General features: G+C 65.9%; 13 protein-coding genes and 1 pseudogene. 6 read left to right on the forward strand and 8 right to left on the reverse strand.

The features are described 5' to 3' along the window. The 5 genes from ACLF3M_RS34785 to ACLF3M_RS34805 all read right to left on the reverse strand — a co-directional run. Positions 1-456, reverse strand: a 456-nt coding sequence (locus ACLF3M_RS34785; protein ID WP_430661609.1) for a membrane dipeptidase, incomplete at its 3' end; no start/stop codon positions are given. Positions 457-856: 400 nt separating this feature from the next. Beyond that, on the reverse strand, positions 857-1003 hold the full coding sequence (locus tag ACLF3M_RS34790; RefSeq protein WP_430661610.1) for a manganese catalase family protein: 147 nt from the start codon (positions 1001-1003) through the stop codon (positions 857-859). A 2112-nt stretch (positions 1004-3115) separates the two neighbouring features. Next, positions 3116-3376 (reverse strand): hypothetical protein, encoded by a 261-nt coding sequence (locus tag ACLF3M_RS34795; protein ID WP_430661611.1) that lies wholly within the window; start codon positions 3374-3376, stop codon positions 3116-3118. A gap of 102 nt (positions 3377-3478) precedes the next feature. Then, positions 3479-3733, reverse strand: coding sequence for a hypothetical protein (locus tag ACLF3M_RS34800; protein ID WP_430661612.1), 255 nt, complete (start codon positions 3731-3733; stop codon positions 3479-3481). A 51-nt stretch (positions 3734-3784) separates the two neighbouring features. Beyond that, the gene (locus ACLF3M_RS34805; protein ID WP_430661613.1) at positions 3785-4627 is read right to left on the reverse strand and encodes a hypothetical protein; all 843 of its coding nucleotides are present in this window, start codon (positions 4625-4627) and stop codon (positions 3785-3787) included. A gap of 105 nt (positions 4628-4732) precedes the next feature. On the opposite strand from ACLF3M_RS34805, the gene ACLF3M_RS34810 reads away from it, so the two are divergent. The 5 genes from ACLF3M_RS34810 to ACLF3M_RS34830 all read left to right on the forward strand — a co-directional run bounded on the left by ACLF3M_RS34810 (position 4733) and on the right by ACLF3M_RS34830 (position 8103). Next, on the forward strand, positions 4733-4870 hold the full coding sequence (locus ACLF3M_RS34810) for a hypothetical protein (protein WP_430661614.1): 138 nt from the start codon (positions 4733-4735) through the stop codon (positions 4868-4870). Positions 4871-5053: 183 nt separating this feature from the next. After that, entirely contained in the window at positions 5054-5671 is a 618-nt protein-coding gene (locus tag ACLF3M_RS34815; protein WP_430661615.1) for a hypothetical protein, read from the forward strand. A gap of 46 nt (positions 5672-5717) precedes the next feature. Continuing rightward, positions 5718-6077, forward strand: coding sequence for a hypothetical protein (locus ACLF3M_RS34820; protein ID WP_430661616.1), 360 nt, complete (start codon positions 5718-5720; stop codon positions 6075-6077). A gap of 375 nt (positions 6078-6452) precedes the next feature. After that, positions 6453-6950: an IS66 family transposase gene (locus tag ACLF3M_RS34825; RefSeq protein ID WP_430661617.1), complete on the forward strand. Its 498-nt coding sequence runs from the start codon at positions 6453-6455 to the stop codon at positions 6948-6950. A 217-nt stretch (positions 6951-7167) separates the two neighbouring features. Continuing rightward, positions 7168-8103: a hypothetical protein gene (locus ACLF3M_RS34830; RefSeq protein WP_430661618.1), complete on the forward strand. Its 936-nt coding sequence runs from the start codon at positions 7168-7170 to the stop codon at positions 8101-8103. A gap of 102 nt (positions 8104-8205) precedes the next feature. Here ACLF3M_RS34830 and ACLF3M_RS34835 read toward each other — a convergent pair whose 3' ends face one another. Beyond that, on the reverse strand, positions 8206-8517 hold the full coding sequence (locus ACLF3M_RS34835; protein WP_430661619.1) for a hypothetical protein: 312 nt from the start codon (positions 8515-8517) through the stop codon (positions 8206-8208). A gap of 827 nt (positions 8518-9344) precedes the next feature. After that, entirely contained in the window at positions 9345-11273 is a 1929-nt protein-coding gene (locus ACLF3M_RS34840; protein WP_430661620.1) for a DEAD/DEAH box helicase, read from the reverse strand. A gap of 438 nt (positions 11274-11711) precedes the next feature. Here ACLF3M_RS34840 and ACLF3M_RS34845 point away from each other — a divergent pair, with 438 nt between their 5' ends. Next, positions 11712-12755, forward strand: coding sequence for a hypothetical protein (locus ACLF3M_RS34845; protein ID WP_430661621.1), 1044 nt, complete (start codon positions 11712-11714; stop codon positions 12753-12755). A 146-nt stretch (positions 12756-12901) separates the two neighbouring features. On the opposite strand, the pseudogene ACLF3M_RS34850 reads toward ACLF3M_RS34845, so the two are convergent. Beyond that, positions 12902-13126 (reverse strand): annotated as a pseudogene (locus tag ACLF3M_RS34850) (IS110 family transposase); the annotation flags it as partial. Positions 13127-13199 lie beyond the last annotated feature (73 nt).

A 13199-nucleotide genomic window follows, 5' to 3' on the forward strand; every position in this document is an offset into this window, starting at 1 on the left:
CAGCCCGCCATCCGCCGGTTCCAGCACACCGTCGCAGAGGGTGTTGCGCTCGTTGTAGGACGGGATCATCACGCGCAGGCCGAGCTTGTGCAGCACTTCCAGCCTGTGCAGCTTCTGGCCGACGAAGTCGCCGCCCTGCGTGCCGATGATCAGCGCAGCCTGGCCCTGTTCTTTCGCTTCGACGATGTCGCGCGCGGTGAGCGCGATGCGGGTGGTCGGGTAAGTGCGAGCGACGCGCCACCAATCCATGCAGGCATCTACCGCATCTTCGAAATTCGCCTGCGGGCGGAAGGCCGTCAGCAAATAAGCCGTCGGTGTATGGCGATGCAGCTCGCCGAATTCCGCGTCTTCCCAGACCTGCACACAGCCATCGATGAACAGCCAGGGGCTCTCGCGCGGCGTATGCCAGCCCTTTGCCAGCGGATGTGGAGCAACCTGATCATAACGCGCATGCATTGCACGGCCTCCCGATGGGGAAAGCGTTGCATGCGAGCTCCTAAGGGGTCAATGCGGCTTCCAGCCGCCGCGTCCGCCGCGAGCTCTCCGACGCCAGCTTCCCGCCGAGTTCCGCAAACAACTGGCCCGGTCGCGGGTCCAGCGCGTCGCCGCGTCAACAGCTGCGGGCATTTTTCGCGCAGAGCTGGCGACCCGATGCGTGGAGTGTGCATTTCGCTCGGCTTGCATCTTGCCTCGCTCAGGCAATGGCGTCCCGCAAGAGCAACTGCGGCGCCATCGCCGTCATTGTGCGCTAATCCACCAAGGCACGGAGATGTCGAAGGTGCAGCCGGCGCCTCGGACCGCGCCATCGTGCAGCACTTTCGTATGGCAGCGCCGGTGGTCTGTTTCAAAGCGAGCGCTATGCGTGTGCGTGGACCGACCCACGCACCGTCAGGTAGCCACAGACCTCCCGCTTGGTCGGGTCCTTAACCGCCTTGTAGACGCGCAGCTTGTGGAGCCGCGCCCCGCACTCGAGGTGGAAGTTGTGCAACAGGTCCACCACCACATTGCCGGTCGCGGTGACGAAGTCGCGGGGTCCAGGACGCGTCTTTGCCGTCCACCTGCGTCGCGCCCCCGCAATGCGAGTAGAACGCCGCGGTGAGGCGGATCTCTTTATCGCGTCGCGCGGCGCGCCGAGATATCAGCCCCGCCTTCCTCGTTCGACTCATCGTCCGGCCCGTTCGCAAGCATGGCCACCCCTGACCGATCGACGGGAGCGGCGTGATGAGGCGAAGCGCCATCGCAAAGCGGCAGCCGCAAGCAACGCAGCAAGATCCAGCCCAGGGGGCCGCGACTTGCAGGTCGAGGTCGGACAGCTCCGCCGCGATCCTGCTCAGGGGCAGAGGCAGCTCGACAGCCAGCTCTCGTCGCAGGTCGGCCGTCGTGCTTGGGAGGAACGCGCTGCCGACCGATACGAACACCAGCCGCGAGCGAAGCTCGACACCAAGCCCGTGCGCCCCGTATAAATCCCAGCACGATCCATATCGCGCAGGGCATACTGGTTCCGGTGACCCGCCGGGCAAAGCGCGGCCGGAAGTATCCCAGACGTGGACCTCGAGCCACGCACCAACCGACGGCAAACGGGCAGCGCGGCCCACCTCCCTTTCGTCTCCTTCGCATCCTCACAAGGCGCTGCTGGCAAGGAGTGACGAGACGCCGGAGCGGGACGAGCAGACCCGAATAGGCACCTCAAGAGCGGAGCTATGCCTTGCTATTCGGCAACTCCGCGCACCAGCTGGTCCCTCGAACGGCCAGGCTGGTGTGATCGCGCCTCCGATGGCGCGTAACCGTTTCACAGACGCGACACTGGGACCGCAAGGCTCGGTGGGCCATGCATCAGCAGTCCCGCCATTCACCCCGTCAGGTTCACTGCTAGGTGGTCGTCGTCGAGATGGGTGACAGAGCAGGGTCACGGGAAATCACCTGCGCGGGTAGAACCGCAACGTCACCGTTCGAGCACGACATACTCAGGGATGATGACGATCTTCTCCTCCAGTCCTCGACCCAGCTACATGCGGTCGAGGCGGGGGGAGGAGATGCACGGGCAGCCTAGGGATGAGACGCGAAAGGCTGATTGACGAATGTAGAATGCGGCGTGCCAGAGGCGCTGCGCGGCGAGCCGAAGCGGAGCGAGCGCAAGCGAGCGAGTGACGGCGAGGTGCAGCAGCAGCACGAACGCGCGGCGTAGCAAGCGTTCGGGCTCAGAAATCATCCGCGGAATGCGTGGTCTGTGCGGTGCTATATGTCACGCGAAGCGCACTGGCGACCGAAGCTGGGATTCTGCCTGAATCTTGCCGCGCCTGGCCTCCGTCTAATCGGCGATGAGGCGCTGCACCTCACTGCCAAATCCCGCACCCGGTCGTGCCGACAGTGCCGGCGCGTCGCACATCCAGTTGGAGACTACCTTCCTGCATCCGTGCCAAGACTTTGGCAGGCTCGCAAACTTAGCCACTGCGACAGCGCACCGCGGTTCCTGCTTCGACGATGCCGCGCGCGTAGATCTTCCCGCGCGACGTAGGGCAGCGCGTCAATCTCCCGATGCGACGATTTGATCGTAGATGCTCGCACCGGTCACCACGGCAGCCAAGCTGCCATCGGCGCGCTTTCGACGCCCGCCCGAGCGCCTTCTCCGGCGGCAAGGTTCGTGGGGCCCGCGCGTCGCCAGCGCACGCTTTACGACGTCAGGTTCGCGCAGCGTGGCGCTCTGCCGCGCGAGCAATGCGGCGATACCCGCGCGCGACGACCTCACAAGTGCGCCGCGACGCGGCCTGACCAGAAAGGGATTGGCTGCTGCAGAGCGAATCGAGAGAGGGTATCTCGGCAGCCCGATGAGTTTTCGCCGAGCGATCCGCCGGAAGGCCATCGCCGGTATCTCGACGCCCGCACCCTCAGTGCCGTTCCCGACACTATCGGTTAGCAATCCATCGGAGAGGCGTTCTACGCAATCGACGCAGACTGGCGCATCGTGCATGCCAGTCGCGTTACGCCATAGTCGCGGCTGTATGCATTTGCCAGTTCGGAGAGCGCGCTGCCCACCAGTACGGCGCGAGAGCAGAGTGACACGGCGGGGCCTTCACTTGTCGCCACGTGGTGCTGCATCGGCAATTCCGCCTTCCGATCAGACGTCTTCATCTTTCTCAAAGTCCTCGGCAGCCAGGAAAAGCACGTCAGCAAGGATTTCGCGCTGCCGCTGCTGATCGGCTGGGACGAACTCCGCCATGAGATCGACGGCAAGCTGCTGCTGCATGAATTGCTCGAAGCGAAGGGCGCCTCGCAGATCGCGCCGATAAACCGAGTAAAGACGCCCGAGGAGGTCGCTGCCACGTTTGCGGTCCCGCTGCACACCGTGAGAGCCGTGCTGCAGTACCGCGAAGAGCATATCGCGGAAATCTTAGAGAAGCGGAAAGAGGCTGAGGAGCGCGGAAGCGGCAGCGATACACCGGTCTGACGCTCGACGCCTGCCCAACCTTGCTCGTGGCGATTATCGACGTGATTGCGGTGCCAACGCTCCGCTCGCGGGCATGGTCGTGCTCAGCACGGTGCCTTCGAAGGCGGGCTCGCCGCAGTCTCCGCACCAAAGCTCTCGTCGAAGCCCGATGCCGGGCAGTCGCGCGCCCAGGCCAACGCGCTTCGCGAGTTCGGCCCGCGACAGCATGCGTGTGCGGCACTCGCGCCGCAGACCGACCATCTCATCGCGCGCAAGATCGGCAACAGTGTAGTTCAGCGCCGCGTCCATCGCAGCCTCTTCACCACATTGAAGTCGACCGGCGCCTCTATAAGGCGCCACCTAAAACGCGAGATCACCAAACTCCTCATCGACGTTCTCCAACCGGCTGAGCGTACCGCGGGCCTCGGCATCGAGACGCCAAAGCGCCCGGCCGGGCTCAATAGGTATGAGGATCAGACCTGCCGCCGCAAGGTCGCGCTCCAATGTCTGCCGCACTACCGGAGGCGCATCAGCATTCTGCGGCCCTACGATCCGGTCGAGGAACCACGCCGCGCTGCCGAGTTTACGCAGCGATGCAAAGAGCGGCGGGTTGTCCGCCGTGAGATACACGCGCGTGCCAGCCACAACATTGATGTGATGATGAGCGGCAAACATCGCGGGTAGTGCGACGCAGAGGCTAAGGTCCCTGCCGACCCGCTGTAGCTCCGCCGTGTTGCCGACGAGCCTGAACGGTGGCGGCGGCGCGAAGCCGGGATCGGGAGCCGGAATGCGCGCGAGGGCGGCTCGAAGGCGACGCACGACCGCGCTGAGTCCGGCGCCGGGCGGCAAGTCTAAGTCATCTTCGTGCAGCGCACCGTGCGCCCTTAGCAGCCGGATGATGCTGTCGACCGTCGCCGCCAGCTTTTCATTCTCCGGCAGGGCGTGTTGCAAACGTGTAATAGCGGGATCGAGACGGGCCAGCATTTCGTAGTAGGCCAGTCGGCCGCCATCGGCGGACCGGCTCGTGTTCAGGAACGCATCTGCGAACGGCCCTCGCGCGACAGCAGCGAGGCGCCTGTAGAATTGGGCATCACCGGCAAAATCTCCCGCTCGGGCCAGCGCCCGGAAGAGCATCGGCGGGCAGTCAGGAAGGGCAGCGCGGAGAAGTTCTCGCGGGTCCGACTCGTCGATGAGCTTCGCCACCTCGCTGTCCGGCCGCTCCGCATCCGACGCGCAGTGCAGGAAGGCCGCTACGGCATGAATGGCCTCAGGCGGGGCGAGCGTGAGCCTCAACGCCAACCCAGGGCGATGTCGGAGCAGAGCGGCAACGCGGCCAGCGAGTTCGTCACCGAACGTCCGAAGCAAGGGGGCGCGCTCAGTGGGTCTGATCTCGCTTTCCGCCATTCAGCGCTGATAGCTGATTTGATGGTCTCGTCAATGAAATGACGGTCAAGCCTCGGCGAGATCGCCCTCGCGCGGGCGGGGCCGTCCTGGTTTGGCGCCATAGCTCTGCAGGCGGCAGCCTTCGCGGTCCACGCTCGCGCTTGCTCTGGTCCTGCGCGTCCGGCACGGTTCATGTCGCGGACTGGCAGCATGCCCAGAGTGAGCCAACGGCGGACTGCTTTCTCGATGAAGGTCTACAGGGCTTACGACCGTCTTCTGCGCGTCAGGATCGGCCACGAACTCCTTGGCTCGGAATCCCTCGGCAGTTGGTACGGCGGGACCGGCGCCATACGGCTGCGCCAGTTGCGAGATGGGTGGTTCCACGCTTACCAGCTCGACGTGAATGGTTACCGTGGCTCGTCGACTCTGCCTGGTGCCGAGTTCGCCAGGGTGCAGGCCGAGATTCCGTCCGCGCGCGTCGTCGGCGAGTCAGGGATCAACCTCGACGTCCGGATTTCTGACGATGATGTTCGCAACCTCGAAGGGGCAGTGCTGCCGCTATTGACGAGGATCGCGCGGCTTGATGGCGGTGTCGTGGCGATGTTTGGCGACTTCCAGATTGCGCCGGTCGCTGACGCGAGGATCGGACTCTTTCACCTCGGCGGCACGCGCCTGAACGGCTTTCGTATTGGATTCCGCTACACGGCTTTGAGGCAGCGGGATTTAGCGGAAGTAGCGGCGCACCTTCCCTCTGCCCGCCTAATCCGCGAAGGACAGCAAACGATGATCGACGTGAGCGAGGCCGAGCTTATTCGTCTGCAGACGGCCGAAGACTTTCGATCGACCAAGGACGGTATGGGATGACGCCGCACTCGAGGCAATCAGCGCGGCCCTCGGCGCAGCAGAAGCCATGACGAACGACTACGCGGAGCGAAGGGTCGCTGACCGCCGAACGAGGGGCGATCCCGGCCAGGGCAAGCGCGAGCCGAAAAGCGTGCTGCGCGATCTCACCATCACCCTCGCGGTCGAGATTGACCTTCTTGCCGAAGGCATCGACGCCGTGGTGTCGATTGACGCAGACGGGGCCTTTGTCGCCCGGCTCGTCACCTGGGCGGAGCTTGCCGGGCAGGCGAGAACAGAGGGTGTCCATCCCACTGGCGGGATGTGGGCAGACCGGCACGAAGAGTTGCCGCGTGCCATGGCAGGGCTCCGCTGGCTTGCAGACCAATTGGACGAAATGCATCGCACGTTCGAGCGGAAGGAGCGATGATGGCGGAACGTCGACCTGTGCAAGGTTCGGCAGAGCTTTCGTAAACCCACTGGCGTACAGTTTCGCCAGCACAGCCGCATCGTCTCCGCGCGGTCTGGGCGCCGTGCGACGACACACAGGCAGTGCGGCGCCTCCTGGTAGGGCGCGTGCGGGTTGTCTCGCTTATGACCCTGGCCAAGAACCGCGTCCATTCGATGCTGCATGCCAACCTGATCCCACCCTACGGCGGCAAGCTGTTCGGCAAGGGACGGCGGGCCTCGCTGGCGACCGAGCCCCTGCCGGACGACCGGAGGCGAGCTGTCGCCCCAAACCTGGACGAGTTGGACCGGCTCGGGGCCGACCTCGCCTCTCACGACGAGACGCTCGCCCGGCGTGTTGGCCGGCCATGCCGGCTACGGCGCGCTGGCGCGGCCGCGCGGCAACCGGCCGCCGCAGGTCATCCATGTCGCCTGCTGGGCCCATGCCAGGCGCAAGCTGTTCGAGGTGTTCCAGGCCACGAAGTCGTCGATCGCCGAAGAGGCGTTGCAGTGCATTGCCGCGCTCTACGCGATCGACGCCGAGATCAGCGGCTGGACGGCAGAGCAGCGGCTTGCCGAGCGCCGGGTCCGCACCAGGCCACTGCTCGACGACCTGTCGGACTGGACGCTTACGCAGCGGCGCCAGCTGTCGGGCAAGTCGGCGCTCGGCACGGACCTGCAGTATGCTCCGAACCGGTGGGAGGCACTGGCGCTCTCTCAAAGAGGCAGGGTCTCGATGACAACGTCGCCGAGCGGCTGGGTGGACATAAGCGCTGGCACGGATCAGCCGGATGCGCTATCGCCCCGCGCCCATGATCACTCCGCGCGGCACTCCTGCAGATCCTGGCGGCGCTGACTGGGTAGCCGACCTGTTCGACGTCGCCGAGCAAGCTTTCCAGCTCCCGCCCCCGAAAGGTTTGTCGCGATCTGGCCGGACCGCTCGCGCTGCCCTTGCCAGCAAGCCCGCCGGCGTCAGCGAGCCGCTTCCGCGAGCGGAGCCGCCCGATGCGAGGGCGGCGATGTCAGAAAGCGCAGCAGCTGACCAGGCTGGGCGGCCGCGCAGGGAGATCGGCGTGCGGTCTGCGGCGCCCCGTGGCACTCAAGCTAAGCGCAAGGCGAACGTCGCGCAGCTGGGCAGGGGAGAACGTGCCGGCGTCGAAGAGCCGGTCGACGTCGTGCCCCAGCCGGACGTCGCGCGTTGGATGGGTAAGGGGATCCGCGCAGCGGGCCTGTCCGTGGCCGAACTCTCGGCCCGCACCGGCGTCGCAGTGTCGACAATTCGTCGTCTGGCCGGAGGGTGCTGGCGCCCGCGAGGCGACACACGGCTCGCCCTGGAGGTGGTCCTGGGACCCCTCGGTCCAGCGGAAGAACCTAGCAGCGTATTCGGCGCGTGGCTTGCCAGGCAGATGGCTGTCCGTCGGCTGAGCGTGGCTGCGGCGGCGGCGCTGATCGGCATCAACCACAGCTCGATCTCTGGCTACCTCAGAGGCCGCGTGCCGAACGCCGCCTCGGCCGCAAAGATCAGGACTGCCCTCGGCGCTGCTCCTCCCCTTCCTATGCGCGGGCCGCCGGCTGACGCGCGATACCCGGGGCTTGCGCGTTGGATGCACCACCACGCCGAGCGCCTCGGGTTGTCCTCGCTCTCGATTGCGAGTGCGATCGGTCGCGCCCCAAGCTGTGTGATTGGACTGCTCGCCGGGCGCAACCTGCCGCAGCTGCCAACGCGACGGAAACTGGCCGAGTTGTTCGGCGAGCCGATGCCGGGCGAGGCGTTCATCCTGGCCGGGGAGTCTCGCGAGGGTGCCTTGCCAGTTCCGAAGCGCGGGGCGGGGCCACCGCCTATGACGGCTGAGCCGCGTCCTGCAGAGACGCCCTCGTTGGGGTCGGTGGCACCGATGACGTTGACGTACGCCGGGGTGCCGATCTCATTTCAGCTCGAGACGTCCAACGACGTCGTCGTCACGGTAGACGGCCGGTTCAGCCTGCGTGTTCCCGGCAAGGCGGGTTGACGGTCCGGAGCTGAAGAGCACGCGTGGTGAGCACCGCCTCGGCGAGATCGTTATCGGCGGACGCTCCAGCGAAGGCGGACGCCGGTGGGCGGTTCGCCTCGCTCACTGATGCGAAAGCCGGCATAGGGCCGCCTCCGTCTGGCAGCAGAACCGCAGCGCAGGAACTACGCGGAAATAGCGCTGATCATGGCGACCATCGGGCCGAAGGACGACGCCCGGCCAGACCGGCTCCTGACAGTTCGCCTTGATCCAGGTGCGGGTCTCGCGGCAGAGCACTGAAGTACGATGCCGCGCGATCGCGTACTCGATTGTCTTCGGGATGGGATCAGGCAGGAGTAGGTGAACAGGGCTGCGTGCTCTGTAGGCATCCATGGCCATGCGCGGTACCGTCAGCTTCACGACGTTCTCGGACACCTCCTCAACTCCATAGCTCGCCGGTGGTGGTGGGTCGCCCGGCATTGGGCGCGCTGGCAACACACCGGCACCGCGGTCAAAATCGATCCATGCACAGTACTGCGCATGCGCGTGTTCCAAGACCGCTGCGAAGGAAAGGCTGAGCTGGAATTTTGGACTTCGCATGGACGCCAACGAAAAAGCCACGGTCGTGGCGAACAACACGCATTGGCCCGTCAACGCCGTCTGCCCAAGAGGCCAGCGTGGCTTCATCTGCGGGCGTCAAGTGGGCGGTGGAGCACTCAAGGAAGTGGCGAACGGCCATCAGACGCTTCCCTCTCTGTTCTGTCGCATGCACCGGACGGCGTCGGTAGCCGCACTGATCAGCGGTGGCACCGCGGCACGTCGCTGCGTGCACGCAGCCCGCGACAGCCTCCACTTCTTCCTTTCCATGTTGGGTTACCTCAGATGGTGTGTTCGTGGACACATCATCTACGATGAGCGAGGTGGTCGGTGCCACCATCGGGGATGCAACTTAGCGCTGCGGATTTCACGCTCACACTGTTTCGCATCTGCGAGTCTATAATCCTCACCCCGTTTACGGCGAGCTTGCATTGCGTCGAGTGGCGCGAACGATCCCGTAGCTGGGCGACAAGCGACTGAAGCCGATGGCTACTGTGTCTTGCCGTCGAACGCACGCCGGCCAGCGCTGAGACGAAAAGAAGTGGGCGTCGCCGAGCCACGGATGAACATTCTCCGAAACCCGGAGCATGATGGTGAGCCGCGGCGTCTGTGTCCTCCTGGGTCTGCGAGAGCGATTCCGTGGTCCGGCCCGGAGACCCGAGTGCCTAGCGACTGCGGGATGGAAGTTGTGCCCGGTGTGTCCCCCACTGACTTGCCCGGCGCCCTATCGGAGGCCGCCATTCGCCTCGCGGCCGCGCGCGCCAGCCGAAGCGATGATCGCCTTCGAGCAGGTGAACGTGATCCCGGAGTCGATTTCGTCCAAGCCAGGCCACTGCTGCCTCGAGTTCGGCGAGCGTCATCTCGGCCCTGGCCTTGCCTGCCGTCGCGCGCTTCAGCACCGCGTTGTAGGCGTGGTACAGCCCATCACCGCGCGTCGGTGCGACGGCGTCGGCGAAGCCTCCGGCGATGTCCTCTACCGCTTGGCTTGCGATGAGTTCGCCGAGGCGCTGCCGTAGCCTTCGCTCGAGGATGGAGGGCGCATCCAACAACTCACTCTGTGGATTTGGCGCGCGCGACGTGGCCAGGCCAGCCGCCAGATCAGGGCCGGGCCGCAGCGTCGACACCCGCAGCGCCAGGGCGTTGCTTTCCAGCGGCACGATGGAATGGCGCTCCCTTGCCTCTGCGAGTTCATCCTCGAGCCAGCCAGGCAGAGGGAGGGACGACTGCCGCGGCGTCCGCGGCGGCGTCGCTCGCGTCCCCTGCTCGCGCTCCATGCGCCAGCGGAAGCGGGCGAAGAGTGGATCGTCTGGATGGAAAACCAGCGCGCGCTGCGCCTCGTAGGGCCCGGCATGGCGGTCGACCCGCGTCGCCCGCGCAACCATCTGCTCGAGCCAAGGCCGCGAGCGGATATGGGTCAGAGCCGCGACGACGGCGACCTCCGGCGCGTCTAGGCCCTCATAGGCCATTGCCACAGTGACCAGCACCGAGGGCTCGGGCGTCAAACGAAAGGCTGCCAGCGTCTCGTGTGCGCCCCGCTCTTCGGAGACCGCGAGCGCTGCCGCCATCCGCTGCGCCGGCGGCATCCAGCCGCGCAGCAGGTCGAGGTACCGGCGCGCCTGCACCTGGTCCGCCGCGACGACCAGCAGCTTGCCAAGACCTCGCGTCGCTTCTCCCGCAGCCGCGCCCAGCCGCCGCCGCCGCTCATTCCGCAGCTTTCGGGTCGCCTCGAAAGCGCGCCGCAGCAGCGCCTCGGCGAAGCCGGTCCGCAATGCCGTGAATAGGGCAGGGCGCGTCGCCTCGTTCGGAGCGACAGCCCGCAGGCGGTGTGGACCGAGACGTGGGCGGCGCCCTTCATCTTCCGGGCCAAGCCAGCTTGCCTCGCCATCCAGCGCGCCGAAGGAGACCGGCAGCACAGCACGTTCAGCGAGTGCGCGAGCTCGACTGTAGCCCACCACAGCGAAGCCTGGAGCGGCCAGGTCGACCTCTTCCCGAGCGCCAGCGGCACGGCGATATGGCAGCCCGAGGATGCGGCGCCCGTCGGCGCGCTCAAGCGTCCCTGAGAGCAGCAAACGTGCCGAGGCGAGCGCCAACAGCGGCTCGATCGCGGCCGACCAGCCTGCAGCTTCGTCCGTCGGCGCGCCCGCGTTGTCGTTGGCGCCAAGTGCCGGGAGATGGTGCAGCTCATCGACCACGATCAGGAAGCGATGCCGACGGAACTCGCCGAGATGCAGGTCCGGCGCGGCGGCGACCCCCTGGTAGGTCGTGACATAGCCGGAAAGCCCACGGCAAAGATCGGGTGCGTTCTCGGCGGCGCGGACGGAGAGGGAGTGGCCAAGCCCGGCCCGCCATGCCGGGTCGGCGAAGGCCTCCTCCGCCTGCAGGCGCAGGCTGTCGCGCGGCACCACCCAGCAGATCCGGTCGACGACGCCGGCTTCCATCAGCGTCTTCGCAGCGATGACAGGCAGCAGCGACTTGCCGCCGCCTGGCGTCACGGCAGCGAGTACGTTTCGGATAATCGACGCTTCGCCTGCGGCGACGGCGCGCATCACAGCGAGGAGTTCGGCTTGGTGGCTGCGCAACCGCTGTCCCGACATGGGCAAGGTCCCCGATGTGCAGCGCAGAATCTTGATTCCACACGGAATCGGTGTCCAGGCCTAATCGACGCAGCGCGGTCGAGCGCGCCGGATGATGCGCGTACCGGTGCTCGCGGAGCTTGGCGGCGATCGGTGCGCTCACGGCCGACACGATTGCCGTGTCATTGGCCGTGCGGAGCCGCTGACGGGAGACGCGAGCGTGTGGTGTGCCCCGGTATCTGAACGCGTTCCTTGAGGGAACAGGCTGAGGCAGACGACCGGCACACGCCCGCCGTTCAAGCCCGGACGATTATAGGCGTCCAGGTGCGCAACGGTGTGAGCGTCATTTCTGCATGTTGGCACGCAAATCCGATGCTGGTGGTGCCCACGACAACCAACCTAGAACGATCTCAGAAACGCGGCGCGCTCTCCGTGCGCGCCTATGAACGAAGGTAATACATGACGCCTATCCAGCCTCTCACCAGCGGCAACATCCTCCCCGTCGTCGCATTCAACAAGGAGGGCGCATTTCTGTTCTCGGTGCCTGTGAACCGCCGGTTCAGCTCGTGGAATGACGAGAGCGTCGACGTCGAGCGCATCGAGATCACCATCGCGCCCGATTCCGCGGAGAGCTCGGACCTAGCTATCTACTACGACCCGGCGTCCTACGATGAAACGCGCACGGGCGGTCCGGGCCCGTTCGGTTGGCTGATTTACCGGAGCAGCGAATTCCTGCTCTGTCTGCGCAACGTGCTTGAGGAGCTCGGCATTCCGCGAGAGATCGCCGATACCGTCGATTACTCGGAGCACGGAATGCAGGGCATCCACGGCGGTGAGGACTACGTCAGCTGCGATGCCCACCACCTTGAGGGTTACCTCCGGGGGCTTGTCATGTCGGCCATTCTCGAGAGGCTGGACCAAACGTCGGAGCAACTCGTCCTGCCCTTCATGATCGCCGCGCGCCAGAGCGCAGCCGGCGCGCGGATCACTGCTGCGCTCAACTACATTGACAAGCTCGTGGGGCGCTTGAATGGAGAGATCGGGGTGGACGTTCTCGACGGCGTTTCGCGCAATGCGGTCGGTGACGAGTTGACCGAAGCGCTTGACCGCTGGACGTTGCAGCAGGGCCGGCTTTCGGCCGGCGAGATTGCCGTCCTGCGCGCGAGCGCCGAGCACGAGTGGAATGATGGTGTGGGCGGATCTGCTCCGTGTACGCGCGCTTGGTTTGCGGCTGCACTCGACTTTGCGGCTGTCCTCGACCAGCTCGTCGAGCAGGGCGTGAATGACTGCGAACTCGACGATATTGAGGGTGAGGCGAGGTGGGACCGCCTCATTGATGCGCTCGAGGTTCACGCCCTGAAGGAGGGCGGTGTTACGTCAGAGGAGGCTGACGAAATCCACAACGCGGCCTGCGACGAGGGCGAGGACGCTTTTGACACGGTCTACAGCCTCGCCCAGAAGCGACTGCAGCTGGGCGCCGCAGAGGCTTGCGAGAGCCAGTGACAGTCTGATCTGATGCGCGGGGCAGGGAGGGGCTCTGCGCGCCAGTCCAGCATGGACCCAGTTTTGGCACGCTCGCTTGCGCGTCCTCCCGTCTTCGCGGTGGGCGCTGGCGATGGCGCGGCCGGCGACGCTAATCCGATCGGCGACGTCCGCGTGCTCGTCAGTTGGGTCCGTCGCGTCACCTGGCGTCGCATCGCTTCGGTGCGTGCGTCAGGAACCCACACCTCGGGCAGGAAGCCGCTGGCATCGAGCTTGGCCAGCACCGTTGCGTCGATCTTGTCGGTCTTGATCTTCGCGTCGGCGATCAGCCGCACCCGTTTCGGGTTGGCGATGACGACCCAGCCGACATGCGGGGAGAGCACCTCGACGACTGTCCGGCGTCGGCGCCTTTGGGACAGATCGAGGAAGTTGAGGAGCGGAGGATTTCTGGCTCATCGTAACCGC

Source organism: Falsiroseomonas sp. HW251, from assembly GCF_050563545.1.
Taxonomy (GTDB): Bacteria; Pseudomonadota; Alphaproteobacteria; order Acetobacterales; family Acetobacteraceae; genus Falsiroseomonas.